This window comes from Pseudocnuella soli, from assembly GCF_004347775.1.
GTDB lineage: Bacteria > Bacteroidota > Bacteroidia > Chitinophagales > Chitinophagaceae > Flavisolibacter > Flavisolibacter aquaticus.
Genome location: NZ_CP037755.1, coordinates 1,090,863 through 1,115,631, shown reverse-complemented (window position 1 = coordinate 1,115,631; position 24,769 = coordinate 1,090,863). Strand labels below are relative to the sequence as shown.

General features: G+C 50.3%; 22 protein-coding genes. 15 read left to right on the top strand and 7 right to left on the bottom strand.

Features of this window, described 5'->3' with window-relative positions; all coding sequences use genetic code 11:
- Positions 1–80 precede the first annotated feature (80 nt).
- The 3 genes from EPD17_RS04705 to EPD17_RS04695 all read right to left on the bottom strand — a co-directional run bounded on the left by EPD17_RS04705 (position 81) and on the right by EPD17_RS04695 (position 2,090).
- Positions 81–539, bottom strand: a complete 459-nt coding sequence (locus EPD17_RS04705; RefSeq protein WP_132052206.1) for a GatB/YqeY domain-containing protein — start codon at positions 537–539, stop codon at positions 81–83.
- A gap of 91 nt (positions 540–630) precedes the next feature.
- Entirely contained in the window at positions 631–981 is a 351-nt protein-coding gene (gene gldC / locus EPD17_RS04700; protein WP_204743302.1) for a gliding motility protein GldC, read from the bottom strand.
- 38 nt (positions 982–1,019) lie between these two features.
- Positions 1,020–2,090 (bottom strand): glycosyltransferase, encoded by a 1,071-nt coding sequence (locus EPD17_RS04695; protein ID WP_165929522.1) that lies wholly within the window; start codon positions 2,088–2,090, stop codon positions 1,020–1,022.
- A gap of 709 nt (positions 2,091–2,799) precedes the next feature.
- Between EPD17_RS04695 and EPD17_RS04690 the strand changes: the two genes are divergently transcribed.
- From EPD17_RS04690 to EPD17_RS04675, 4 genes are all read left to right on the top strand, one after another.
- Complete coding sequence (locus EPD17_RS04690) at positions 2,800–3,507, top strand: DUF4290 domain-containing protein (protein ID WP_114236488.1); 708 nt, start codon at positions 2,800–2,802, stop codon at positions 3,505–3,507.
- Between the two features lie 182 nt (positions 3,508–3,689).
- Positions 3,690–5,003, top strand: a complete 1,314-nt coding sequence (gene murA, locus EPD17_RS04685) for a UDP-N-acetylglucosamine 1-carboxyvinyltransferase (protein WP_132052202.1) — start codon at positions 3,690–3,692, stop codon at positions 5,001–5,003.
- A gap of 647 nt (positions 5,004–5,650) precedes the next feature.
- The gene (locus EPD17_RS04680) at positions 5,651–6,523 is read left to right on the top strand and encodes an aldose 1-epimerase family protein (RefSeq protein ID WP_132052200.1); all 873 of its coding nucleotides are present in this window, start codon (positions 5,651–5,653) and stop codon (positions 6,521–6,523) included.
- A gap of 341 nt (positions 6,524–6,864) precedes the next feature.
- Positions 6,865–9,333, top strand: coding sequence for a TonB-dependent receptor domain-containing protein (locus EPD17_RS04675; RefSeq protein WP_132052198.1), 2,469 nt, complete (start codon positions 6,865–6,867; stop codon positions 9,331–9,333).
- Between the two features lie 88 nt (positions 9,334–9,421).
- Here EPD17_RS04675 and EPD17_RS04670 read toward each other — a convergent pair whose 3' ends face one another.
- Complete coding sequence (locus EPD17_RS04670) at positions 9,422–10,273, bottom strand: helix-turn-helix domain-containing protein (RefSeq protein ID WP_132052195.1); 852 nt, start codon at positions 10,271–10,273, stop codon at positions 9,422–9,424.
- A 226-nt stretch (positions 10,274–10,499) separates the two neighbouring features.
- On the opposite strand from EPD17_RS04670, the gene gmk reads away from it, so the two are divergent.
- The 8 genes from gmk (at position 10,500) to EPD17_RS20295 (ending at position 19,836) form a co-directional block, all read left to right on the top strand.
- Positions 10,500–11,081, top strand: coding sequence for a guanylate kinase (gmk, locus tag EPD17_RS04665; RefSeq protein ID WP_132052193.1), 582 nt, complete (start codon positions 10,500–10,502; stop codon positions 11,079–11,081).
- 208 nt (positions 11,082–11,289) lie between these two features.
- Positions 11,290–12,549: a hemolysin family protein gene (locus EPD17_RS04660; protein WP_132052191.1), complete on the top strand. Its 1,260-nt coding sequence runs from the start codon at positions 11,290–11,292 to the stop codon at positions 12,547–12,549.
- 304 nt (positions 12,550–12,853) lie between these two features.
- Positions 12,854–15,454 (top strand): zinc-dependent metalloprotease, encoded by a 2,601-nt coding sequence (locus tag EPD17_RS04655; RefSeq protein WP_204743300.1) that lies wholly within the window; start codon positions 12,854–12,856, stop codon positions 15,452–15,454.
- Between the two features lie 241 nt (positions 15,455–15,695).
- On the top strand, positions 15,696–16,550 hold the full coding sequence (gene tatC, locus EPD17_RS04650) for a twin-arginine translocase subunit TatC (protein WP_132052189.1): 855 nt from the start codon (positions 15,696–15,698) through the stop codon (positions 16,548–16,550).
- 470 nt (positions 16,551–17,020) lie between these two features.
- Entirely contained in the window at positions 17,021–17,473 is a 453-nt protein-coding gene (gene rpiB, locus EPD17_RS04645) for a ribose 5-phosphate isomerase B (RefSeq protein WP_132052187.1), read from the top strand.
- A gap of 93 nt (positions 17,474–17,566) precedes the next feature.
- Complete coding sequence (locus EPD17_RS04640; RefSeq protein WP_132052184.1) at positions 17,567–17,995, top strand: hypothetical protein; 429 nt, start codon at positions 17,567–17,569, stop codon at positions 17,993–17,995.
- Positions 17,996–18,117: 122 nt separating this feature from the next.
- Positions 18,118–19,584 (top strand): M28 family peptidase, encoded by a 1,467-nt coding sequence (locus tag EPD17_RS04635; RefSeq protein ID WP_132052182.1) that lies wholly within the window; start codon positions 18,118–18,120, stop codon positions 19,582–19,584.
- A gap of 117 nt (positions 19,585–19,701) precedes the next feature.
- Complete coding sequence (locus tag EPD17_RS20295) at positions 19,702–19,836, top strand: hypothetical protein (protein ID WP_262707875.1); 135 nt, start codon at positions 19,702–19,704, stop codon at positions 19,834–19,836.
- A gap of 34 nt (positions 19,837–19,870) precedes the next feature.
- On the opposite strand, the gene EPD17_RS04630 is transcribed toward EPD17_RS20295, so the two are convergent.
- The gene (locus tag EPD17_RS04630) at positions 19,871–20,680 is read right to left on the bottom strand and encodes an SDR family NAD(P)-dependent oxidoreductase (RefSeq protein ID WP_132052180.1); all 810 of its coding nucleotides are present in this window, start codon (positions 20,678–20,680) and stop codon (positions 19,871–19,873) included.
- Positions 20,681–21,121: 441 nt separating this feature from the next.
- Between EPD17_RS04630 and EPD17_RS04625 the strand changes: the two genes are divergently transcribed.
- From EPD17_RS04625 to EPD17_RS04615, 3 genes are read left to right on the top strand one after another with little or no spacing between them, the layout of a single operon-like run.
- Positions 21,122–22,129 (top strand): trypsin-like serine peptidase, encoded by a 1,008-nt coding sequence (locus tag EPD17_RS04625; RefSeq protein WP_132052178.1) that lies wholly within the window; start codon positions 21,122–21,124, stop codon positions 22,127–22,129.
- Positions 22,108–22,467 carry a carboxypeptidase regulatory-like domain-containing protein gene (locus EPD17_RS04620; protein WP_132052176.1) on the top strand — a complete coding sequence of 120 codons (360 nt, stop codon included), beginning with the start codon at positions 22,108–22,110 and terminating at the stop codon, positions 22,465–22,467. The genes EPD17_RS04625 and EPD17_RS04620 overlap by 22 nt, the downstream gene beginning before the upstream one ends.
- Positions 22,468–22,518: 51 nt before the next feature.
- Positions 22,519–22,884: an SPW repeat domain-containing protein gene (locus EPD17_RS04615; protein WP_114236473.1), complete on the top strand. Its 366-nt coding sequence runs from the start codon at positions 22,519–22,521 to the stop codon at positions 22,882–22,884.
- Positions 22,885–22,992: 108 nt separating this feature from the next.
- Here EPD17_RS04615 and EPD17_RS04610 read toward each other — a convergent pair whose 3' ends face one another.
- Complete coding sequence (locus tag EPD17_RS04610; RefSeq protein WP_114236472.1) at positions 22,993–23,967, bottom strand: deoxyhypusine synthase family protein; 975 nt, start codon at positions 23,965–23,967, stop codon at positions 22,993–22,995.
- Between the two features lie 154 nt (positions 23,968–24,121).
- Entirely contained in the window at positions 24,122–24,562 is a 441-nt protein-coding gene (locus EPD17_RS04605; protein WP_132052174.1) for a hypothetical protein, read from the bottom strand.
- Positions 24,563–24,769: the final 207 nt, after the last annotated feature.

The following is a 24,769-nucleotide window of genomic DNA, read 5'->3' as shown; positions in this document are numbered from 1 at the left end:
TTGGGTTTACTTACCATTTATTGTGACCTTTTACCATCCAAGGGTTCCAAAATCGTAAATCCGAAATCCCAAATCGTAAATTATCTCGGGTTTTGCAACAGCTCTTTCACTGCTGCCGAAATGGCTTTGCCATCGGCGCGGCCGGCCAGTTTTTTAGTAGCGGCGCCCATTACCTTGCCCATATCGGCAGCCGAGGTGGCGCCGGTTTCTGCAATGATGGCTTGGAGTTCGGCCTTCAGAGCGGCTTCATCCAGTTGGGCGGGCAAAAACTGCTCGATCACGGCAATTTCTTCCTGCTCTTTCTGCGCCAGGTCAGCACGGCCTTGTTGCTGATAAATGTCCAGTGAGTCGCGGCGCTGTTTTACCATGCGCTGCAACAGTTTTGTTTCGCCTTCTTCCGAAACGGCACCATTAGCGCCGGGTTCTGTTTTGGCTTTAATGATTTCCGCTTTAATGGCCCGAAGTCCGCGCAGTGCAGCTTCGTTCTTGGCCTTCATGGCGTCTTTCATTTGCTCCATTATCTTTTGTTCGAGGCTCATAGCGGGTCGAGTTTATAGTGGGTGATGTTGGATTATGGATGATGGATGACGGTGATGTAAAAGACTTTCTATCAACTACCATCTATCATCTTTAGCTGGCTTTATTTTCTTTCATCTGCAGTTCGCGGAACTTGTCGTAGAAGCGGTGGGCAAAAGCCTTCATTTCGGCAACCAGTTCGGGCTGCTTGGTGGCGCGGTCAAATGTGTCGGCCATCGTCATAAAGGTCTGGTAGTAAAAATCGGCCATTTCATCCACCATCATTTTCTGCGTCCAGAGGTCAATGCGCAGGGCGGTTTTTTCCTGGCCATCCCACAGCGACAGCATCATGGCGCGGGCCTGCTGCGGCCTGTCGGCGGTGCTTTCTGTTGCTTTCCATTCAATACTTTCCGGCACCCGCTGCTCGTCCAGCGTTACATCTATAGTGATACTTGACTTGATCATTTTGTTGCGTTAATGAGCGGCGAAGGTAATTGTTTCCCCTATTTTTCCGCAACGCCCAGGCTTTGCCAGGCTGCGGCTGCGGTTTGCTGCCAGCCTGTTTGCCCTGCCGTTTCGCGGGCAGCCTGGCAAAGCCGGCGGTGCAGAGCTTCGTCTTTATATACCTGCATCAGGCAGGTGGCCAGCAGCTGCTCGTCACCGCCCTCATAGTACAGCGCAGTGTTGCCCGCTATAGCTTTATGCTGCGGTTCGCTGGTGGCAATAATGGGCAAAGCTGCAGCAACGGCATCGTGCAGATAATGGCCATAACGTTGTACCGGGGTTGGCTGCACAAAAGCGTATGCTGCGGCAAAATAGGCCGCAGCACCGGTTTGCTCTTCGGTCCATTGGGGCAGCACCACATCGTGGCGGTATTTATAGGAAGCCAGCATTTTTTGCAAATCCTCCACGCCGGCGGCATCGCCACCAAGAGGTAGCAGCACCAGTTTCCAACTTGATTTTTGCCGGTGTTTGAAGCGGGAAAATGATTTGAGCAAACCAATAATGTTGGGTGCGGCCGCTACCGGGCCTGCGTATAAAAAATAAGGCTGGCCTGCGGTGTGCTGCTCTTGAAATTGACTTGCATCAAACCCATGATCAAGCGGCGCAAACTGAGGTCCGCCCGGCAGCACCGTGATGTTGTCAATGCCTCTTTTTTTAAGATCCGCTTTTGCGGCCTGGTCATTTACCCAAAAATGGGCGCCCTTTGCTTTGGCTGCATCCAACAGTTTAGGCTTAGGCGGCCGGCTTGGCGGCAGAAAAATATAGGTGGGCACTGTGCCGGCAACAAAGCTTTGCGTACCGATACAAACCACTGCAGCCGCTTCCGATTTTTGCGCAGCCTGCAGCCACCGGTTCAGGGTGCGGCGCCGCACCAACACACCTGTGGGCTGCTTGTATGCTTGCGGCAGTATTCGGTTGTGCACCGCCGTAAATACTGTTGGTTTATTGGTAAACAAAAGCACCTCGTGCTGTACACCCTGTTGCACCATCGCCAGCAGCAGGTGTTGCCACCATACGGCATCATCATTTGTAACGGCAGCATCAGCATAAAAAAAAACCGCAAAACGCATGGGCAAATATACCGCAGGCTGCGTGCAGTGGTCCATCGGCTTACTTGTCGGCACTAATCGAAACAATGCATGCCATCGTAATTATACCCAAATGGATGTATAAAGTACTGCTTTAAATATCGGCAAGTTTCCACCGCTGCGGCAGGCCTATGCCCTGTAACTTTATACTACAGCGAAAGTAGCAGTGCCGGCCGTTGCTAACCCATCAAAAAACATCCAGATACGTGTTGGCATTTGTGGAAAATATTTCCGTCTTTGTAATAGAGGTTTCCGCTTTGGTGTGTTTATTCAACAAATGGGCGGATTCATTAAATAAAACAAAACACCTGGCGTGCAGAACCACCAATTGGCACCCAATTTGACAGATTAAAAACGAAGACAACGACGCTTCACCCTTAACATACGATTTTTTAAACGACCTCTTAGGTGGAAGAGGATGGTGGCTTGTAAAAGGGGCCTTGGTTCGGGGCCCCTTTCTTTTATTTATCGCTGATTGCGCGGATTTTTAAGCCACACAAGGTTCCCTTATTTCATATTTTCCTTTTTCTGTTTTGCAAAAACAAGAGCATGCTTGTCGCTCCTTTATATTAAATAAAAGAGGACATTGCCTGATTGCGACGTTGGCACAATTCAAGCCCATCCTTCCATCCGTGATAAAAATCTGCGAAATCCGTATTTATCCCTCAATCCTTGTTTACATTTGCTGCGTATGGAGTATAATACAGCCAGAAGTTACCTGATCATGCGGGAGTATGGCCGGCACATCCAAAAAATGGTGGATCACCTCCTCACCATTGAAGATCCGGTGCGGCGCCAGCAAAACGCATATGCGGTAATTGAATTAATGGGTTTTTTAAACCCCCACCTGAAAAACGTTGAAGACTTTCGGCATAAACTGTGGGACCACCTGTTCCTGATTTCCGATTTTAAACTGGAAGTGGAATCGCCTTATCCCATTCCCACCCGTGAAGCACTGAAGGCACGCCCCGACCCGCTGCCTTACCCCAAAAGGTATCCCAAGTTTTCACACCTGGGCAAAAACCTGGAGCTGGTGATCGACAAAGCACTTGCAGAAGAAAACCCCGACAAGCGCAACGGATTTGCCAACGCAATTGCCTATTATATGAAGCTGGCGTACAGCAACTGGCACAAAGACCAGGTGCACGATGATGCCATCCAGGGCGAATTGAACGCTATTACCAAAGGCCAGCTCGAATTTACCAACACGCCACATGTTAAAGCCTTCAGGCCGCAACAAGAGTCCCGCGAACGGGGCGGCGGCTATGGCAAACAACAGCGCAAGTTTGGTGGGCACCGCGGCAACAACAATGGCGGTGGCAACAACAACCGCAACGACAACCGCGGCGGTGGCGATAACCGCAACCGGCACAACAACAATAAAAAGCGATTCAAATAATTGCTGCACCCTTTTTCAGGTGCAGCATACAAACCTCAGCGCCCGGCGCATGTAAGTTGATTGTAATACAGTCAACTTATTTTTTTGAAACAACACCTCCCCGCGGGCAGCGGGCTGGCGGACACAAAAGGCGTACATTCCGGCTGCAACACGTTTTTGTAGTTACTTAATCAATCTATCAAATGGCACAGTTCGAAGTAATTGGCGGTAAAAAACTGAAAGGCGAAATTGTTCCGCAAGGTGCAAAAAACGAGGCGCTGCAAATATTGAGTGCAGTGTTGCTGACCGCCGAAAAGGTGACCATTGGCAACATCCCCGACATTGTGGATGTAAACCTGCTGATAGAACTGCTGGAGGATATGAACGTGCAGGTGGAGCGCCACGACCGGCAAACGGCCACATTCCAGGCCAATGATGTAAACGTGGCCTACCTGCAAACCGATGCGTTCAAGAAAAAAGCCGGCCGCCTGCGCGGCTCGGTAATGCTGGCCGGACCCATGCTGGCGCGTTTTAAAACAGCCCTCATCCCCAAGCCCGGTGGCGATAAAATTGGCCGCCGCCGGATGGACACACATATTTTAAGCTTTGAAAAACTCGGTGCAAAATTCAACTACCATTCCGGCGATGGATTTTTTCACCTGGAAGCACCAGCGCTGAAAGGCACTTTTATGTTGCTGGATGAGCCATCGGTTACCGGCACAGCCAACGTGGTAATGGCGGCAGTTTTGGCCGAAGGCACTACCACTATTTACAACGCTGCCTGCGAGCCTTACCTGCAGCAGTTGTGCAAAATGCTCAACCGCATGGGTGCCAACATCAGCGGCATCGGTTCCAATATGCTGATCATTGAAGGCGTGGAAAGCCTGGGCGGCACCGACCACCAGATGCTGCCCGATATGATCGAGATCGGCTCGTTCATTGGCCTGGCGGCCATGACGCAAAGCGAGGTTACCATCAAAAATGTAAGCCTGCCCAACCTGGGCATCATTCCCGAGAAGTTTCAGCAACTGGGCATCCAGATGAATTTTGTTGGCGATGATATTCACATTCCCGCACAGGATATGTACGAGATACAGTCTTTCCTCGATGGCGGCACCCTCACTATTTACGACCATCCCTGGCCAGGCTTTACCCCCGACCTCCTGAGCATTGTGCTGGTGGTGGCTACGCAGGCAAAAGGCTCGGTGCTTATTCATCAAAAGATGTTTGAAAGCCGGTTGTTTTTTGTAGACAAACTCATTGAAATGGGCGCCAACATTATCCTGTGCGATCCGCACCGTGCCGCGGTGATCGGGCTGGAACGGAAGCACCAGTTGCGTGGCATCAATATGACCTCGCCAGACATTCGTGCCGGCGTATCGCTGCTGATTGCGGCCCTGAGTGCAGAAGGCAAAAGCACCATCCAAAACATCGACCAGATTGACCGCGGCTATCAATACATCGACAAACGCCTGCAGGCGCTGGGCGCCCAGATTGAACGGGTAAGCAGAGGGTAGAAATATCGAACAGAAGAATAAGGAACAGATGAACAGAGGAAGTTGGGAAAAGAATATCGAACAAGACACTAGAAATTTCGAATAAAGAATGGAGGAGAGAATTAGAATTAAGAATTTTGAGGTATAAATAGTGACTGTCCGAGCGGTTGCAGTAGAAAGATCTTTATAAACATTTCGCTGTAAAACCCGCATCGGTCTTCCTGCAAAAATGTGGGCATAGCCCACACCCATTGGTAGCACAGCATTGATTAGGGAAATATTTTGGGCCTAGCCCAAACCTGTCTAACGCATACTTTTTTACAAAATCCTTCAATGGTTCACAGGGTTGATCTACGATCAACACAAATAATGGGAATCGGCAAAAACCATTTTGCTACCAACAGGTTTGGGCTACGCCCAACTTCTGGCGCTGGTTAAAATTTCGAACAGAAGACAAAGAACAGCCGACCAGATGAATGTTGAAGTGGGGTGCAACTTTGCTTCCAATAATAAATAATCCAATAATGAATAATGTTTAATTATTGGCTGTTCCATTCAACATTCCTTGTTCCTTGCTCGATATTCTCTGCCCAACTTCATCTGTTCCTCTGTTCCTTGTTCATCTGTTCGACATTCCCTTTGGTGTGGTTTTTTCTTTTCTTCGCGGTATGTTCACCATCGAAAACAACGATCTGCTGGTAACACTGCAGGCAAAGGGCGCTGAGCTGACCCGCATTTTTCATAAAGGCAATGGGCTGGAATACCTGTGGGATGCCGACCCAAATGTGTGGGGCAAGCATTCGCCGGTGCTGTTTCCAATTGTTGGGGCACTGAAGGATGGAAAGTACCGCCACATGGGCACAGAGTATGCCCTGCCGCGCCACGGCTTTGCCCGCGACCGCGATTTTGTGGTGGAGGAACAATCTCCTACCAGCATCCGCTTTTTGTTGGAAAGCAGCGAGCAAACGGCCGAAGTTTATCCATTAGCCTTTAGCTTTTTTATAACCTACACCCTATCGCACAACAGGGTTTCTGTGCAATACGAAGTAGAGAACCCGCACCTTTCCGAATCGATGCTGTTTTCGGTGGGCGGCCATCCGGCATTTCGGCTGCCGCTGGAGCCGCACCTGAATTATGACGATTATTCGCTGTACTTCAACGAACCGGAAATTGCAGGCCGGTGGCCCATTTCAGGCGAAGGTCTGATTGATACCCAACCCCAGGATCTGCTGCGCAATGCAAACGAACTCCACCTGTCGAAAGAACTTTTTGCGCATGATGCTATTGTGTTGAAAGGCTTGAAGTCAGACAGTGTGCAGCTCAAATGCAACAACTCATCTCATGGGTTGCGGTTTCATTTCGGTGAGTTTCCCTACCTGGGTTTATGGGCAGCACCCGGTGCCGATTTTTTGTGCATCGAACCTTGGTGCGGCATTGCCGACAGCACCACACACAACGGCGACCTGGAGGAAAAAGAAGGCATCATTAAGTTACCCGCAGGTGAAACTTTTTCAGCAACCTGGTCGGTGGAATGCTTTTGAGTAATTTGAGAATGTGGGAATTTGAACATTTGAAAATGAACAGCCAGAGAAGTGCTTTTTTGGCAATAATTAAACGCCAATTGCTTATTCGAATAAGGCAAAGAAACTCAAATAATGCCACTTCCATTTTTTCAAAATGAAAAGCAACTAAATACTGCAGACACACCCATTTTCAAATATTCAAATTCCCACATTTTCAAATTAACTCTCTGTAATTTTCCGACACGATACCTTTCGTACTAAACGCCGCTTTTGCCCGCTTATGTACCGTCGGCTCCGCTGCCTCTAGTTGCGCTGTGCCCGCTTTGGCTTTATCGCCAGTTTTGGCAAAACAGCCTGAAATGAAAGCCTTTACCCTTTGCGCCATGCTCCTGTTTGCAACAGTAGCCACAGTGGCACAAAACAGTACCAAAGCCTTAAACATCACCGTTTTTACCGAAGGCAAAACCCCATTAGAAGCCGCAACCGTTGAACTGCTGCGTGCAAAAGATTCGGCCCTGTTGAAAACTGCACTAAGCGACAAAACCGGTGCGGCAGGTTGGGAATCGGTAGCCGCGGGTACCTACATGCTGCGCGTAAGCGCGGTTAATTTCAACACCTATTTTTCCGCCCCGTTTACTACCGATGGCACCACGGCTGTTAGCCTGCCGGCGGTAACGCTGCTGCCGCAAAATGCCACGCAAATGCAAGGCGTAACGGTTACTGCGAAAAAGCCATTCATACAAAAACTCAGCGACCGCATTGTGGTCAACGTGGAAAGCTCCATCATCAGCGCAGGCTCATCTGCACTGGATGTATTGGAGCGGTCGCCGGGTGTAACGGTGGATCAGAACGATGCCATCAGCCTGCGGGGCCGTGCCGGGGTCATCATTATGATTGATGGCAAACCCACACCCATGACCGGCGCCGACCTGGCCACTTACCTGCGCGGGCTGCCCAGCAATGCCATTGAACGCATCGACATCATCACCAACCCATCGGCGCGGTACGAGGCTGCAGGCAACTCAGGCATCATCGACATCCGCATGAAAAAAGACCAGAGGATGGGCGCCAATGGTACGCTTACCGCTGGCTATGGGCAAGGTATTTACCCAAAAACAAATGCCGGCGCCACTTATAACTACCGCAACAAAAAGGTGAACGTTTTTGGCAACTACAATTACAATTACCGCGAGTTGCTGAACCACCTGTTCATCAACCGCAACTTTTACGATAAAGGCGTGTTTAAAGGATCAGACGATAAAGACAATTACGCGGCGTTCAACATCAATGCACATGCGGTTCGTGCCGGTGCCGATTTTTTTCCTTCCAAAAAGACAATCGTAGGATTTGTAGTCAACAGCAACTTCAGCACATTTGCCCGCAAGGCCGAGATCAAAACCGTTGTGAACGACCTGCAGTACAATCCCAATTTTTCCTTTGTATCGCTGGGTACCGACGACAACAAGTCGGACAATACCATTGCCAACGTAAACTTCAAACACAGCTTCGACAGCACCGGCCGCGAAATCAGTGCCGACGTGGACTACGGCGTATACAACAACCACTCGCTTACCCGCACGGCCAGCTCGTTTTACAACCTCAATGGCACGCCCAAACGCGACGACGACATACTGGATGGCGACCAGACCGGCAAGCTTATTTTGCGCACCGGCAAGGTAGATTATGTAAACCCGATCAAGGGCGGAGCCAAGCTGGAAGCAGGCGCTAAATGGAGCCTGGTTTCATCCGACAACGATGCGAAATTTTACAACGTATTTCCATCGGGGCCAATAAATGACGACACCAAAACAAACCGGTTTTACTACAAAGAATACAACAACGCAGGCTATGTAAATGTGAGCAAGGAGTATAAAAAATTCAACATGCAGGTGGGCCTGCGTGGTGAGCAAACTATGGTGCGAACCCGCCAGCAAAAAGGTGCACAGGCTTTTAAAAACGATTACTTCAAATTGTTTCCCAGTGCATTTATCAATTACAAATTAAAAGAAGACCAAACACTTGGTGTATCGGTTAGCCGCCGCATCGACCGGCCGGGATATTCGCAGCTCAACCCGTTTTTGTTCCAGATAGATGCGACCATTTACTCCACCGGTGCACCCAACCTGCGGCCGCAAATGACCTGGAGCTACGAAGCCAGCTACACCGTAAAGCAACTGAATTTTACACTGGGCTACAGCCGCACTACCGACCCGCAAAACATTGTGTTGTCGAAGATTTTGGATGTGATCCCAACCTTTGAAATTAAGCCGGGACAGGATTCAAATATTACGGTGCAGATTCCCGTTAACCTGCAGTCATCGGATTATTTCGGGCTTACTGCCACCACGCCCATCCGCATCAGCAAGTGGTGGAACATGGTGAACAACCTGAATGTTTTTTACAATCATTTCAACGGCAACCTGGGTGGTGCGCAGTTGAACAACGGTGCACCGGCAGCCAACATCCGGACCACCAACAATTTTACTTTTAAAAAGGGCTGGCAGGCCGAACTGAATGCTAACTACAACAGCGGCGGTCGCTACGGATACATGGTGGCCCGCGGCCAGTGGGCGCTGGCAGCAGGCGTGCAAAAATCAGTGCTGGATGGCAAAGGAACACTACGCTTAAACGTGTCGGATATTTTCTGGACCAACAGGCCACGAGCCAAAGTGGTGTATGAAGGCAGCTATGTAGAAAACTGGCATGCGTTCCGTGAAAGCCGTGTGGCCAACATCAGCTTTACGTACCGGTTTGGCAACAGCAAAGTGCAGGCTGCACGCCGCCGCACGACTGCTTCAGAAGAAGAAGCAAGAAGAGCAGGAAACTAGGAGGAAGATGATAGACAAAAGATGAAAGAAATACAACTTTAAATTATTCCTTACTATCTGTTGTCTATCATCAATCATCCACCATCCATCATCGCTCCTCCATCCCCTGCAGCAGCTTCAAATGAGGCTGCTGCAGTTGTATGTGCTGGTGGGTTAAAAAGCCGGTGAGGTGTTTATAAAAATGGCTGTAATCGTAATAACCAAACTGGCGCCAGCTGAAATCTGTATTTCCATTTACGAGCTGCTCCACAGCTTTGCGGATGCGCAACAGTTGCAGCGCCTGTTTGCTGCTGGTGCCGGTTGCCCGCTCAAAATAACGCTGCAAGGTTCGGGAGGAGATCTGGTGTTGCGCTGCCAGTTCCTCGATGGGCACATCAAAATTGTTGGTGCGGCTGCATTGCTCCAATACCGAAGTAACTACCGACACGGCCTGCAATGTGCCGCTGTGCTGCTCGATGATGTGCTGGTAATAGGCCGCAATGATGCGTACCCGCTGCGCAAAATTGGCTGCCGCTTTTATTTCTTCCACCACCTTACGATCAATGAGGTAAGCCAGCGGGAAAATGTACTCGCGGTATTCGCGGAAGTTGATCTTTTTTTGAAACAGCACCGGCGACACTTTGAACTTGATGCCAAACAGCCGGTTGCCCGGTGTGTGGTGGCAAATCATGGCTTTATTGCGGGGCAAAAAACCATCGCCTTTTACCGGGTATTGATCGTCTTCAAGCTGCATTACGAAGGGCGTACCGAGGTTGATGAGATAAGTATAACCAATGTTGGGAAAAAGCGCATCCGAAAAGCCATCAGGATATTGGTGCCACAGCGTATCGAAATCGGTTTCCCAGAAAAAATCAATGAATTGCGCCAGCACACCCTGAGCATATTTGCGGTGGTAACGGTGCTCGAAATGCGCGGTATGGAAAAACTCGACGTGCTGCATGGAAATGGTGAATGGTCGGTGATGAATAGTAAACAGGCGAGAAACAGTCAGCTTGCGTTGTTGTTGTGCAGGCTAAATAACGACATTATACATAATCCTAGTTGCCGTCCATCAAGAAGGGCAAACCGCTAACTTTGTCCGCTAAAAGAGTGGATTGACGATTGACGATTGACGATTGACGATTGACGATTGACGATTGACGATTGACATTTTACATTACACGATCATGACCATCAACAACCAGCAAAAAATCATTATACTGACCGCGCCATCGGGTGCCGGTAAAACCAGCATTACCCGCCGCCTGCTGGCGCAGCACCCCGATAAGCTTGCTTTTTCTATTTCGGCAGCTACCCGCAAACCGCGTGGCACCGAAAAAGACGGCACCGATTATTACTTCATGAGCGTGGAGGAGTTTACCAACAAAATACAGCATGAAGAGTTCATTGAGTGGGAAATGGTGTATGAAGGCAAATATTATGGCACACTGAAAAGCGAACTGCAGCGCATTTGGAATGCCGGCAAAGTACCCCTGCTGGATATTGATGTAAAAGGCGCCATTCATGTGCAACAGCAGTTCCCAGAAACTACCTGCTCCTTTTTTATTGAGCCGCCCAGCATCGAAGAGTTGCAGCGCCGCCTGCATTCCCGGGGCACCGAAACCGCCGATTCGCTGGAAGCCCGCATCAATAAAGCGGCCTACGAGCTTTCGTTTAAACATTCCTTCCACCACGTTATTGTAAACGAACATTTAGAAAAAGCCGCCGCCGAAACCGAGCAGCTGGTGCTTGCATTTTTGAAGAACTAGGATGAACAGGATTGAATTGGATTTATCTGGAGCGTATTGTGCTACCTTTTTCCAAGATGCTCCTTCTCTATTTAAACCCATACTTATAACTATCTTTATTAGTCATACAACTGATGCAGGAAGTAAAGGCATGGAGTTCGCTTGACTTTTGCGCAAGATTTGATAACTCCTTATAATCCTGCGCTGATCAGTTTAATCCCAGTTCTATATGATCGTTGTTCCTACGCTAGTTTGGTTTGTGGTCACCATCCTGATGATGGGATTTTTTGCGGGCATAGAAATGGCTTTTTACAGCGCCAACCGGTTCAACATTGAATTAAAGAAAAAACAAGGCAAGCCCGGCGCCAGCCTCCTGGCCAGCCTGTTTGAGCACCCCGAAGTATTTGTGGCCACTACCGTTATTGGCTACACTATTTTCCTCGTTTGCTTTTCGCTGATGTTTTCGATGGTAATGGCGCCGCTGTGGACTTACCTGGGCCTCACCGAGCAGCGGCAGTACACCATTTTTGCCGACATCATTATTGCCACCCTTATCGTACTCATCTTCGCGGAGTTCATACCCCGCGCATTTTTCCGGGCCCGCGCCAATGTCATCCTGTCGCGGATTGTGTGGGTCATCAACTTTTTTTACAACCTGCTGCAGCCCTTGGCTGGGCTGTTCATCACCATTTCCAACTGGGTGCTGAAATATGTTTTCAACGTACGCATCAACCAAAACAAAAATGCCTTTTCGCGGATTGATGTGGAAACGCTTTTTCAGCAATCCGACGAAGGTGAATTTGAGCCGCAGGAACTAAACACCGACCTGTTTGAAAATGCACTGGAGTTGCCCCGCATCCGCATCCGCCAGTGCCTGGTGCCGCGTAAAGAAATCATCGGCATCGAAAGCAATTGCTCGGTAGCGGAGGCCACGCAAAAATTTATTGATACAAAACTGAGCAAGCTGCTGGTGTACGAACAAAATATCGACAACATTGTGGGCTATATCCACCAGCTCGACCTGTTTAAAAAACCCGCGGCCATCAGCGAAATCTTGCTGCCCATTCCCGCTGTTCCCTCCAGCATGAGCGCCACCGATCTTATTAATAAGTTTACCCTCGAACGCAAAAGCATAGCGTGGGTGGTAGACGAGTTTGGCGGCACCGCCGGCATTGTTACCATGGAAGATGTGCTGGAAGAGATTTTTGGCGAAATACAGGACGAATACGACAGCGAGGAATTTGTAGAAAAACGCCTTTCGGAAAACGAATACATTTTCTCCGGCCGGCTGGAGCTGGATTATATCTCTGAAAAATACGGCCTCAATTTTCCCAACAACGAATCGGAAACCCTGTCGGGCTACATCATCAACGACCACGAAACCATCCCACAGCAAAAAGAACGCATCATCGTGGACGACTACGAATTCGACATCCTCAACGTTAGCGACACCAGGATTGAGATGGTGAAATTGAAGGTGCTGAAGTGAGTGCGAAGTCGGAAGTCAGGAGTCCGAAGACCGAAGACGGGTATGTATGTTGTAAAATACAGGATGTAGACATTTCAAATATTTCAAAAAATCTCCGGAATCCAATCCGGAGTTCTTTTTTGCACCAAACGGAATGGCTTTGGTTCCTGCCCTTCTTCTGACTTCGGTCTTCCGACTTCCAACTCTGAACTCCCAACTCCAAACTCCCATCTCCCGCCTTTACCGACTTTCCTGCCGTTCATCCCTACTTTAACACAGTCCATCCAATCAAATTGCTATTCTTGTAAACAATCTACAACGTAATATGACCCCCAAATCCCTCATGTTGCTTGCCGGCATTTGCATGGCCTCTGCCACCTTTGGGCAGAACAAAGGCAAAAAAGCCACTGCTGCAACACCTCCACCAACCCCGGTTGCTGCCACCGACAGCGCCAAACCCAAAAAACCTGCTTCCCCCAGTATCACCGACAAAGTAAAAAGCAGCCGCAAATCGGAAGGCTTGTTTACCATTTACCAGGATACTGCAACCGGCTCGGTACAGTTGTACGTGAAAAAAGGACAGCTGGGCAACGAGTACATCTACCAGAGCTTTTCCATCAACGGCCCCACGGCCTTGTACCTGAACCAAAGCATGCACCGCAGCAATTTTGTGTTTACGGTAAAAAAATCTTTTGACCGCCTGGAACTGAGCCGCGTCAATACATCGTTTTGGTACGATCCGCAAAACGCGGTGAGCAAAACCAAGGACGTTGATAAGCCAGAGGCCATCATTTTGTCCGAAAAAATTATGGGCGAAGACTCTTCGGGTTACCTCATCAGCGCTGATGGATTGTTCCTCAGCGAAAAGCTGGACCCGGTAAAACCGGTTTCGCCGCCAACGCCGTTTAGCGTAGGCACCTTCAACTTGGGCGGCCTCAACCCCATGAAGTCGCGTTATGCCGCTATCCGTTCGTTCCCCAACAATACCGATGTGGTGGTGGACTTGGCCTACGATAACCCGATGGCCTTTGTATCGGGCGGTGCCGATATTACCGATCCCCGTTATGTGCGGGTACGCATGCAGCACTCGTTTTTGGAGCTGCCGCAAAACGAATTTACCCCCCGCGCCGACGACCCGCGTATTGGTTATTTCAACCAAACCGTTACCGACCAGACCAGCATTAAGGCCGTGCCTTTTAAAGACATGATCCACCGCTGGCACCTGAAGAAAAAAGACCCTTCTGCCGCCGTTAGCGAACCGGTGGAACCCATTGTATTTTGGATTGAAAACACCACGCCGGTGGAGTATCGCCAGGTAATTGCCGACGCCGGCCATAAATGGAATGCCGCATTTGAAAAAGCCGGTTTTAGAAATGCCGTGCAAATGAGGCTGATGCCCGACACCGCCACCTGGGATCCTGCCGATGTGCGGTACAACGTGATTCGTTGGGTATCTTCTGCCAACCCATCGTATGGCGCCATCGGGCCCTCGTTTGTTAACCCCAAAACAGGCCAGATCCTGGGTGCCGACATTACTGTAGAATGGTACAGCGGCAGCGCTACGCCCATCATGGCCGAACTGCTGGCCAACGAAAAGCCCCAAACTGCCGGGCAACTCAATTTCCCCGGTATAGACATGCAGCACCACGCCCATTGCACACTGGCATCGGAGCTGAAAGCCCAACTGGTTACCGGCTCTACCACGCTGGAAGCCATGAATGCTGATGTAAAAGAACTGGGCGAAATGCACCAGCAGTTTCTTATTTACCTCATCATGCACGAAATGGGACACACCCTGGGCCTTAACCACAACATGAAAGCCAGCCAGATGTGGTCGCCCAAAGAAATCAACAACAAAGAACTGACCCGTAAATATGGCCTCATTGGTTCGGTAATGGATTATCCCGCCATCAACGTTGCGGCCGACCGCGCCAAGCAGGGCGATTATTACACCACCGTTGCCGGCCCTTACGATGACTGGGCTATTGAATACGGCTACACCGAGTTCAAAGCCGGCGCCGAAACGGAAGGTTTGAAAAAGATCCTTTCCCGCAGCACCGATCCCAAGCTGGCCTTTGGCAACGACGGCGACGACATGCGTTCGCCCGGTAAAGCCATCGACCCGCGGGTAAACGTAAACGACCTTACCTCCGATGCGATGGGCTATGCCGAGGAACGCTTCAAACTCCTGAATGCACTGATGCCCAAGCTGGTGGCCAAATACAGCAAACCCGGCCAAAGCTACCAGGAGTTGCGTGCCCGCTACAGCTCGCTGCAAAGCCAGCGCATGAGCATGATCTCGGCCATCAGCCGCTACGTGGGTGGTGTGTATGTCGATCGTTCTTTCCCCGACCAGCAATCGAGCACCAAGCCATTTACGCCAGTGCCGCTGGCGCAGCAAAAGCGTGCCGTTAGCCTGCTCAACAAATACGTGTTTGCACCCAATGCCTTTGCTGCCGATGCACCCGTATTTGCTTACCTGCAGATGCAGCGCCGCGGCTTTAGCCAACCCAACAACGGTGAGGATTTCAAAATCACTTCGGTGATGCTGAGCCAGCAACTGAATGGCGCCCTGGCACACATCATGCACCCCGCTACCTTGCAGCGCATCACCAACAGCCGCATGTATGGCAACCAATACAGCGTGGCCGATATGATGAGTGATGTAACCACGGGTGTTTTTGCAGCCGACCTGAAAACAAACGTAAATGTGTACCGCCAAAACCTGCAAACGGCTTATGTAAAAGGCCTGTCGCAAATGGTGGAAGACAAGATGCAGTACGATGAAATTTCAAAAGCCGCTGCCCTGCATACTTTGAAGAAGATTAAAACCCAGTTGGCTGGCGCCGTTTCTTCCAACGAAGAAAGCCGTGCCCACCGCGAAAATCTGGTGTTCCTCATCAACAAGGCGCTAGAAGTAAAATAACCGGCACTGCCAGCTTAGAATAGCACTTACAAAGCCCCGTTTTGCGGGGCTTTGTTTTTGTTTTTGGGTAGCCAGCTGCAGTAGTTCTGCTCATCGCCTGTTGCGTCGCACACTGCATCGTCCCCAACTTTAAGCGGCATTGGGGCCCGGCATTTTTCCAAAACGGCTACTTTCCTTACTTTCCCCCAATTGCTGCGTTCTCAACTATATCTTTGCCCGACTTTTTACGTAGATTATCCCGATGGCTTTAAAACTGTTTAATAGAAATGCTGCCAACCAACGGGCAGAGATGTCGTTTGTGGATCACCTGGAGGTGCTGCGTGGCCACCTGTTTCGGTCGGTGCTGGCCATTGTGGCGGGCGCCATCATTGTGGGGGTGTACAACAAGTTTGTGATCCGCAACATCCTGATGGGCCCTACGCACAGCGATTTTCCAACCTACCGCCTCATGTGCCGCGTCAGCCATGCGCTGGGCCTGGGCCAAAGCATGTGCATCTCCGATTTTAGCGTGCCCATGCAAAACACGGCAGTGGGCGGGCAGTTGTCCATGTTCTTTTCGGTGGTGCTTATTGGCGGGCTTATTCTTTCGTTTCCCTATATTTTTTACGAGTTCTGGAAGTTTGTAAAACCCGCCCTTACCGAAAAAGAACTGGGCAAAACCCGTGGTGTGATCTTCTGGGTTTCCTTCCTGTTTTTCGTGGGTGTGGGTTTTGGCTACTTTGTAGTATCGCCATACACCATACATTTTTTCGCCACCTTCCAGGTAGATGAAGGCATTGAAAACCGCTGGACCATCGGCTCCTACCTCGATACAATGACGCCCCTGATCCTGGGCAGCGGCCTGGCGTTCCAGTTGCCGCTGGTGATGTTTTTCCTGGCCAAAGTGGGTATTGTAACGGCTACTTTCTTAAAGCAGTCACGCAAGTATGCCCTGGTGATCGTGCTCATTGTTGCGGGCATTATCACTCCCGGCCCAGACGTGATCAGCCAAATGACCGTGGCCCTGCCCCTGCTGTTGCTGTACGAAGTAAGTATCATCCTCTGCCGCCGCGTGGAAAAAGAACAAGCTGCGGACGAAGTGAAGGAGTGGAGTTAGGAGCTGACAGTTGACAGTTGGTAGTTGATAGTTGATAGTTGATAGTTGATAGTTGATAGAAAAATAAGAGATATTATTAAAGCCCGCTGCGGAGCAGCGGGCTTTTTATTGCAGTACATTTTGCACTTTCGTCATTGCGAGGCGCAGCAGCAACACTGTTTAGGTAACCATTTGTGCGCCGAAGCAATCTCCAACTACCACGGAACGCAATTGGGTGAACAGGACTTAAACCTTAAGCGTTGTAATAGCACGAATTAATGCCGGGGATTGCTTCGGCGCACAAGCATTTATAAACCAATAGGCCACCGCTGCGCCTCGCAATGACGCACCAATTGCAGCAACACAGTAATAATGCGCATAAACTAAAAACCATAAGCTGCAAACTCCAGACTCTGAACTCCCAACTATCAACTACCAACTGCCAACTGCCAACTCCCCACTCCTAACTACCTTTGCCCAAAGAACCAACCATGAACACGTTTGATAAAACCAAGCCGGTAGCCATTGGCTCCGATCATGCCGGATACGAATACAAAACGGTTTTGGCCGATATGCTGCGCGAAGCAGGCTATACCGTAAAAGACTTTGGCACCAACAGCCCCGATTCGGTGGACTATCCCGACTTTGCCCATCCTGTGTCCAGCGCCGTGGAAAATGGCGAGGCCGAATGGGGTGTGCTGGTTTGCGGCAGCGCCAATGGCGTAGCCATTACGGCCAACAAACACCAGGGCATTCGTGCAGCCATTGCCTGGCAGGAAGATATTGCCCAGCTGGCCCGCCAGCACAACAACGCCAACATCATTTGCATCCCGGCGCGGTTTATTCCTACCCCCGAAGCCGAAGCCATCGTTAATGCATTTGCAACCACGCCGTTTGAAGGTGGCCGCCATGCTACACGGGTAGGCAAGATGGCTTGCATGTAAGCGATAGCGCAATATTTTTAAAAAAAAGTTGTAACAGGTTGGTGCATGCAACGAATGGAACAAGTGCCGTGTCAGCACTGAAACAAGCGTTTTATGCACCAACTCAAAACAACTGTCTTAATGCTGTGCGCCGCGTTGCTGCTGGCATCCTGCGAAAAAACAAGACTGCCCGAGAATGATACCGACACGATTGCCGGCACCTGGAACTGGCAACGAACCGACGGCGGCATCGCTGCCCATATTCACGAAACGCCCCAATCGAGCGGCGTTCAGAAGAAAGTGGACTTTACGGCCGATGGCCGCTACCGCTGGTTTACCAACAACGTGGAATCAGCGCAGGGCACTTACACCCTGCAGCAACAGGCATGCATACACGACGGCAAGCAAAAAAGCTGGATCCGCTTTTCGGCGCACCCCGAGCAAAACCGCCTCGTGGAAGTGTTGGAATCAAATGTGCTGCTGCTTTCCGATGAAGCCCATGACGGCCTGCAGTATCAATACACCCGCATCCCCAACAAATAAAGTGCATGGCCTAACCAAAGGTTAAGATTTGCACCACTCATCAATTTTTCTTCTTCATGTGTTTGTAAAAACGGAAATTCGGCCACCGGATTACCGGGCCCTTTTTTAACCTAATAGTTCACATGAAAAGAATTTTCTTGCCCGTGCTCCTGTGCGGCTCACTGGTAGCGTTGGCCCAAAAGCCGGCCAAGCCAGAAAACTACGCCAAAACGATCACGGCGGCCGATCTTAAAAAGCACCTGTACATTGTGGCAGGCCCCGAAATGGAAGGCCGCGAAACCGCCACCGAAGGCCAGCGCAAAGCAGCCGCATACATCGAAAACGAGTTTCGCCGCATTGGCCTGGAGCCCGGCAACAACGGCTCATTCCAACAGATGTACCCCCTGTTCCAAGATTCGCTGGCAGGCGCCAGCCTGGAAGTGGACGGACAGGCATTTCAATTGTTCAACGATTTTTCCATCAGCCCTGCGTCTTCGCTAGCCGGCACCTTTCGCTTAGGCGAGGTTGTGGCTATTGCAAAAAGCAACGCTGATGGCATAGCAACCGCCGACCTGGCGGGCAAAATGGTATTGGTTTTTGCCGATGCCGCCAACCAGCAAACTATGCAGGCCATCCGTGCCAAAGGCCCTGCCGCGGTGATGATTCTTTCGCCCAACTACAAAGCACCAGCGCAGCCGACCCGCAAAGGCCGCATGGTGGTGCAGCAGTTTGCCAAATCGCTGCCACTGCAGCAGATCACCGTTTCCGAAGCCGTTGCCAAAGCCATTTTAAAAGACAATTTTGAAGCGGCTAAAACAGCAACCGGTACACCCAAAGCGTTTCCTGCACAGGTAGCGCTAACGGTGGACAAAACAACCATCAAACACGAAAGCTCTAACGTACTGGGCGTATTGCCCGGTGCCGACAAAGCCGACGAATACTTGGTCATCACTGCACACTACGACCACGAAGGCAAGCGTGAAGGCGGTGTGATTTACTACGGCGCCGACGATGACGGCTCCGGTACGGTAAGCGTGATTGAACTGGCCGAAGCTTTTGCCAAGGCAAAAAAAGAAGGCCGTGGCCCGCGCCGCTCTATTTTGTTCATGACCGTAAGCGGTGAAGAGCGTGGACTGTTAGGATCCGAATATTATTCGATGCACCCAACTTACCCGCTGGCAAAAACTACTGCCAACCTCAACATCGATATGATTGGCCGCATCGATCCCAAACGCACCGTTGGCGACTCGACCAACTATGTGTATGTGGTGGGCGATGATAAGCTGAGCTCCGACCTGCGCCCCATTTCGGAAGCAGTCAATAAGAAGTTTATTAAAATGGAACTCGATTATAAATACAACGATCCTGATGACAAGGAGTTTATTTATTACCGCAGCGACCACTACAATTTTGCCAAGAACGGTGTGCCCATTATTTTTTACTTCAATGGCACCCACGCCGACTACCACAAGCCCACCGACACGCCGGACAAGATCAATTACAACCTGATGGAAAAGCGTGCCCGCCTGGTATTTCATACCGCATGGGAAATGGCCAACCGTAACGACATGCTGAAACGCGACCGCGAACTGCCGGCGCTGCGCCGATAAGATCGAGCGATGCATCAATACAACATTCAGAAGGCCCGAAGCAAATGCTTCGGGCCTTCTGGTTTTTAAGTCCTTTAGCGACCGGGCAAATTAAACCCTGCGCCATTTTTCGGGTCTATGAAACAGTTGCAACCCATGAAATCATTGGCCCACGGCACCGCGGCATTGGCAGCGGTGCAACAAGCAAAAGATCCTGCCCTTTTTCATACCACAAAGACCCCGGCCTTTAAAAAGCGCTGGGGTCTTTTTTAATTGTATTTATTCAAGCTAACAGGAAATAAATATCTTATTCCTTTTCATCGCTTTTCTTGGTGTGCATCTGCCGCATCTGTTCGGCCACCAGGGCATCGGGCATCACATTGCTCATGGTGGTCATCACTTTGTTCTTCATGCCCGATACAATTTTATCATCGCCCTTCATCAGTGCCTCGTAGCCGTCTTTGGCCACTTTTGCCGGGTCGGCCATGCTATCCGGTTCTAGTATTTTCAGATCTTTCGGGAAATCGGCTTTGTTGAAAAAGTCGGTATCGGTTACGCCGGGCTGCAAGGCCGTCATGGTAACGCCGGTATCTTTCAACTCGTTGATCAGGCCCTGTGTAAAGCTGAGCACAAACGCCTTGGTGGCATGATAAACGCTTTGCAGCGGTCCCGGCACTTCGGATGCAATGGATGCGAGCTGCAATATTTTGCCGCCATTTCGGGCCACCATGTCTTTTAAAAAATGATGCGTCAACTCGACCAGTGCCGTTACATTCAGCTGTATGATTTCCAGTTGCCGTGCCACATCAGACGCTACAAACAGCCCATAGCGGCCCTGCCCGGCATTGTTTACCAACACTTCCACAGTGAGCCCGCGGCTTTTTATTTCGTTGTATAGTTCGGTGGCAGCCTGCGGCACAAACAGGTCTTTTGCGATCACCACTGCTTCCACGCCATGTGCACCTGAAAGTTCGCGGGCCTTGGCTTCCAGTTCAGCCGCATCGCGGGAAACAAGGATCAGCGGATAGCCGTCGGCGGCAAACAATTTTGCCAGCTCCCAACCAATGCCGCTGGAGGCACCAGTGATCAATGCATAGCCCTTTGAAGTTTGTTCCATGTTTTATTTTTTGGATTGATACGGGTAAAAAAGACCGTGCCACCCAATGGCTAAAATTTGGCCTAAAACCAACAGGCCCAGCAATAAATAAAGATTTTAATTCCTAATATGATTGTTTATATTTATGCCAGACAAACGCAAAAAGAAACGGATCGTGTGTGCTTGAAACAGCGGCAGCTTGCAGCCCGTTTGCCGGTGCTCCAAATTGTAACACATTGCAAGAACACCGATTGCTTTCGCCATTATCAGAGATGGCTACCCATCCCATCCTGCCCCACCTTCCATCTTTGATAATCCTTTAATCGGGTTCTTTCGGCGCCGCCTGCCACAGGCAGCGCTTTGCCTGCACCACCATAAGCTGCATCCCAATCTCCGCACTGTTTACGGCATGCTCTTCCTGCCGTTTGCCCCATTTTTTTCATCTCAAAAAAAACAATCATCATGGCTGCAAAAACGACAACACCGCTGGGCATTGATGCCTTAACCAGCGAAATTCCTGCATTGGAAGTACCCCCTACCACAAGCAACGGAACCGGCCGGCAGGGCTTGGCCGAAGAAACCGAATTTGAAGTGCCCGAAGGCGGTTTTGTGCTGCTCAACCCCAACGAGGTGGACCGCGAAGTAGGCAACACATCGCGCAGCGAAACCGAGAGCCTGCTGGATGCGCCGCAACTGGAAGAACCCGGCTTTGAAGCGGTTGAAGAAAACGCCGTTGCGCTGGATGCCATTTATGCATCGTACCCCGAGCTGCTGGAACGCGACATGCTGACCACCGAAGTAATCATCGGGCAGGACCAGCGCACCAGGATCCTGAACACTTCCACATTTCCATGGAACGCCATTTGCGCCCTTAAAATAACTGCGGCTAATGGTGCACGTTATATCGGTACCGGTTGGCTTGTTTCGCCCCGCACTGTCATCACCGCCGGCCACTGCGTGTACATGCACGACCAGGGCGGCTGGCCCCGCAGCATTGAAGTGATCCCGGGCATGAACGATGCTGCACGGCCTTTTGGCTCCGGCGTTGCCACCGTGTTCCGCAGCGTGCAGGGCTGGACGCAAAGCAAAAACCGCAACTACGATTATGGCGCCATTATTTTGCCCAACAACTACCGGCCAGGTGCCCGCACCGGTGCTTTTGGTTTTGCGGTAAAAGACGACGCTTATCTTAAAGCTGCGCTGCTCAATCTATCGGGATACCCCGGCGATAAAGGCGGCAACCAGCAATGGTTTATGGCACAAAAAGCAAAAAGCGTTGCATCGCGGGTGATTACTTACGAGATCGATACGATGGGCGGACAAAGTGGCTCGCCGGTGTGGCTGAAGATCGGTAACCAGCGTTTTGCCGTAGGCATACATACCAATGGCGCCACCAGCGGCAACTCGGCTACCCGCATTGTGCAGGCTGTGTACAACAACCTGATGTCATGGAAAGCAATGGGTGTATAAAAGTGCAGGCCGGGTTGGTCCGTTGGCTGATCATTCCGGCCTTTTTTCTTTGCGTTGGATGTATTGCAAAAAGCGATAAAATGGCCACTACCGGTACCGTTAAAGGAATTTTAGTAAACAGCTCCGGCCAACCCATTGCCGATGCCGTGGTGATGGTTGCCGGCGGCTCCGGTTCATTTACCGATATGGCTGCTATTACCGACGAGAACGGCGCATTTTACTTGTCAAACATTACACTGCCGGGAAGTTATTCGCTACAAGTACAAACGGGCGGTGCATCGGTGCAAAAAAACGTGCAGCTAACCTCTAGTGCCGATACCATACGGCTTACTTACTGATCGGCCCCTTTTATTATTGGCGCTGTAGTTGTATGCAGTAACAAAAAAATTATGAGCATCGCGATCAAACGCAGCCAGCACGGCATAGCCGATTTTGCCTATGCACCCCTTGTGTGGATGGCGCCGCGCATAGCCGGGTTTCAACATTTGCCACAGGCCAAAACAGCCTGCAAAGCCGCGGCCGCAGGGGCACTTACTTATGCATTGCTTACCGATGCAGAATGGGGCGTTGCCAAATGGCTGCCTTACAAAGGGCACCTCGCCATTGACCTTGCCGTAGGCGCCGCATCGTTTGCAGCACCGTGGGTATTGGGTGTGCAGCACCACAAAGGTGCCCGCAATACATTTTTACTGATGGGTGCTGTAAGCCTGGTGGTGGGCGTACTATCGGTGTTGGGTACCCGAAAAAGTGATTGAAGAATTTAAAATAAAAAAATCCCGCAACGGTTGCTGCGGGATTTTTTTATGGAACAATGTTTTGCATTGCTATTGCATTAAGCAATGCAGCAACTGTTTATGATTTTTCTATAAACCCAGTATCCATGCAAACACCAACGGTGCTACAATGGTAGCATCGCTTTCAATGATGTATTTAGGTGTATTGATGTCGAGTTTACCCCAGGTAATTTTTTCGTTGGGGTGTGCACCGGAGTACGAACCATACGAAGTAGTGGAATCCGATATCTGGCAGAAATAACTCCAGAACGGAATTTCATGCATCTCCAGGTCCTGGTACATCATCGGCACTACGCAGATGGGAAAATCGCCGGCAATGCCGCCACCGATCTGGAAAAAGCCGATGCCTTTGCCTGCGCTGTTGTCTTTATAATAATTAGCGAGCCACACCATGTATTCAATTCCGCTCTTCATGGTGGTGGCGCTGATCTCACCTTTGTACACATACGAAGCAAAGATGTTGCCCATGGTGCTGTCTTCCCAACCGCCCACTACAATCGGCAGGTTCTTTTCGGCGGCGGCAATCATCCAGCTGTCTTTGGTATCTATCTGGTAGTCATCCTTCATCACGCCGCTGTTGAGCAGTTGGTACATGTATTCGTGAGGAAAATAACGTTCTCCTTTTTCGTTGGCGTCTTTCCAAAGTTGATGAATATGGCGCTGTATGCGGCGGAATGCTTCTTCTTCGGGAATGCAGGTATCGGTAACGCGGTTGAGGCCACGCTCCAGCAGGTCCCACTCTTGTTGCGGCGTAAGGTCGCGCCAGTTGGGAATGCGTTCGTAATGGTTGTGCGCCACCAGGTTCATGATGTCCTCTTCGAGATTGGCACCGGTGCAGGAAATAATGTGCACTTTATCCTGGCGGATCATTTCGGCCAGCGACACACCGAGCTCGGCCGTACTCATGGCGCCGGCCAGTGTAATCATCATTTTACCGCCTTCCAGCAGGTGCTGCTCGTAGCCTTTTGCTGCGTCTACCAGTGCTGCCGCATTAAAGTGCCGGTACTGGTGCTCTATAAATTGGGAAACAGGTCCTTTGCTCATGGTAAAAAATTGAGCGGCAAAAATAACCTTTTACAAAAGAAAATCCCGCAGGGACGAAACCCTGCGGGAATAGGACACACAACGAAAACTGCTCGTTCAAATAGGTTATGGGTTTAAAGGCAATGGTTTTTTTGCAGGATAGTAATGGCTTTGGTTATTTCTCGTATTTCTGGTATTTGTTCCAACGGGTGGCGCCGTCTGATTTCAGGATGAGCTTTTGATCGGCATCTTCCAATGTCACATAGTAAAACGTGCCATTCTCATCCGATACTTCCACCAGGTCGGAGATCCACTTTTGGTTGTAGTCTTTTTTGATGGAAGCCAGCAACACCACGGGCAGTTGCAGCGAAGAGATATTGCGGGTTACCACCATCAGGTTGCCGTTGTTGCTGTAGTAAGCAGAGGCATATTGGCCGGCCACCTGGAAAGATACTTTGTACATATCATCGATGGCGGTCCAGGTTACATCGCTTGCCTGGGCAAAGGTGATGCTGAAGCTTTTGAGGGCTGCCGGTGTTACTTCTCCTCCGGGATTGTTTTTGGCCTGGGCCATAAAGGAAGAAAGAACGGTCAGCAGGATAAATAAAGGTTTCATGATTTGTTAGTTGAAGTATGATTTGTTTTGGTTGTCTTGTGTTTGTTTGACGATTCAAAAGTAGTGCGGGTTACACGCCGGGGCAAGTGAATTGTGAGGGGTGGCAAGGGCTGTTAAAAGGCTTAACAAAGAAAGAGCAGCGGTGGCTACAAACCCTTAACCCGCAAAGCTTTTACACAACCACATATTCATGTGAATGTTGTAAAC

What these genes read in the sequence shown, in the direction of transcription:
- EPD17_RS04620 (WP_132052176.1), top strand. Translation starts at nt 22,108, where the DNA reads ATGGAAAGCAATGGGTGTATAAAAGTGCAGGCCGGGTTGGTCCGTTGG.
- gmk (WP_132052193.1), top strand. Translation starts at nt 10,500, where the DNA reads ATGACCATCAACAACCAGCAAAAAATCATTATACTGACCGCGCCATCG.
- EPD17_RS04695 (WP_165929522.1), bottom strand. Translation starts at nt 2,090, where the DNA reads ATGCGTTTTGCGGTTTTTTTTTATGCTGATGCTGCCGTTACAAATGAT.
- EPD17_RS04660 (WP_132052191.1), top strand. Translation starts at nt 11,290, where the DNA reads ATGATCGTTGTTCCTACGCTAGTTTGGTTTGTGGTCACCATCCTGATG.
- EPD17_RS04670 (WP_132052195.1), bottom strand. Translation starts at nt 10,273, where the DNA reads ATGCAGCACGTCGAGTTTTTCCATACCGCGCATTTCGAGCACCGTTAC.
- EPD17_RS04630 (WP_132052180.1), bottom strand. Translation starts at nt 20,680, where the DNA reads ATGGAACAAACTTCAAAGGGCTATGCATTGATCACTGGTGCCTCCAGC.
- tatC (WP_132052189.1), top strand. Translation starts at nt 15,696, where the DNA reads ATGGCTTTAAAACTGTTTAATAGAAATGCTGCCAACCAACGGGCAGAG.
- EPD17_RS04655 (WP_204743300.1), top strand. Translation starts at nt 12,854, where the DNA reads ATGACCCCCAAATCCCTCATGTTGCTTGCCGGCATTTGCATGGCCTCT.
- EPD17_RS04625 (WP_132052178.1), top strand. Translation starts at nt 21,122, where the DNA reads ATGGCTGCAAAAACGACAACACCGCTGGGCATTGATGCCTTAACCAGC.
- EPD17_RS04675 (WP_132052198.1), top strand. Translation starts at nt 6,865, where the DNA reads ATGAAAGCCTTTACCCTTTGCGCCATGCTCCTGTTTGCAACAGTAGCC.
- EPD17_RS20295 (WP_262707875.1), top strand. Translation starts at nt 19,702, where the DNA reads ATGAAACAGTTGCAACCCATGAAATCATTGGCCCACGGCACCGCGGCA.
- gldC (WP_204743302.1), bottom strand. Translation starts at nt 981, where the DNA reads ATGATCAAGTCAAGTATCACTATAGATGTAACGCTGGACGAGCAGCGG.
- EPD17_RS04635 (WP_132052182.1), top strand. Translation starts at nt 18,118, where the DNA reads ATGAAAAGAATTTTCTTGCCCGTGCTCCTGTGCGGCTCACTGGTAGCG.
- EPD17_RS04640 (WP_132052184.1), top strand. Translation starts at nt 17,567, where the DNA reads ATGCACCAACTCAAAACAACTGTCTTAATGCTGTGCGCCGCGTTGCTG.
- EPD17_RS04615 (WP_114236473.1), top strand. Translation starts at nt 22,519, where the DNA reads ATGAGCATCGCGATCAAACGCAGCCAGCACGGCATAGCCGATTTTGCC.
- murA (WP_132052202.1), top strand. Translation starts at nt 3,690, where the DNA reads ATGGCACAGTTCGAAGTAATTGGCGGTAAAAAACTGAAAGGCGAAATT.
- EPD17_RS04680 (WP_132052200.1), top strand. Translation starts at nt 5,651, where the DNA reads ATGTTCACCATCGAAAACAACGATCTGCTGGTAACACTGCAGGCAAAG.
- rpiB (WP_132052187.1), top strand. Translation starts at nt 17,021, where the DNA reads ATGAACACGTTTGATAAAACCAAGCCGGTAGCCATTGGCTCCGATCAT.
- EPD17_RS04605 (WP_132052174.1), bottom strand. Translation starts at nt 24,562, where the DNA reads ATGAAACCTTTATTTATCCTGCTGACCGTTCTTTCTTCCTTTATGGCC.
- EPD17_RS04610 (WP_114236472.1), bottom strand. Translation starts at nt 23,967, where the DNA reads ATGAGCAAAGGACCTGTTTCCCAATTTATAGAGCACCAGTACCGGCAC.
- EPD17_RS04705 (WP_132052206.1), bottom strand. Translation starts at nt 539, where the DNA reads ATGAGCCTCGAACAAAAGATAATGGAGCAAATGAAAGACGCCATGAAG.
- EPD17_RS04690 (WP_114236488.1), top strand. Translation starts at nt 2,800, where the DNA reads ATGGAGTATAATACAGCCAGAAGTTACCTGATCATGCGGGAGTATGGC.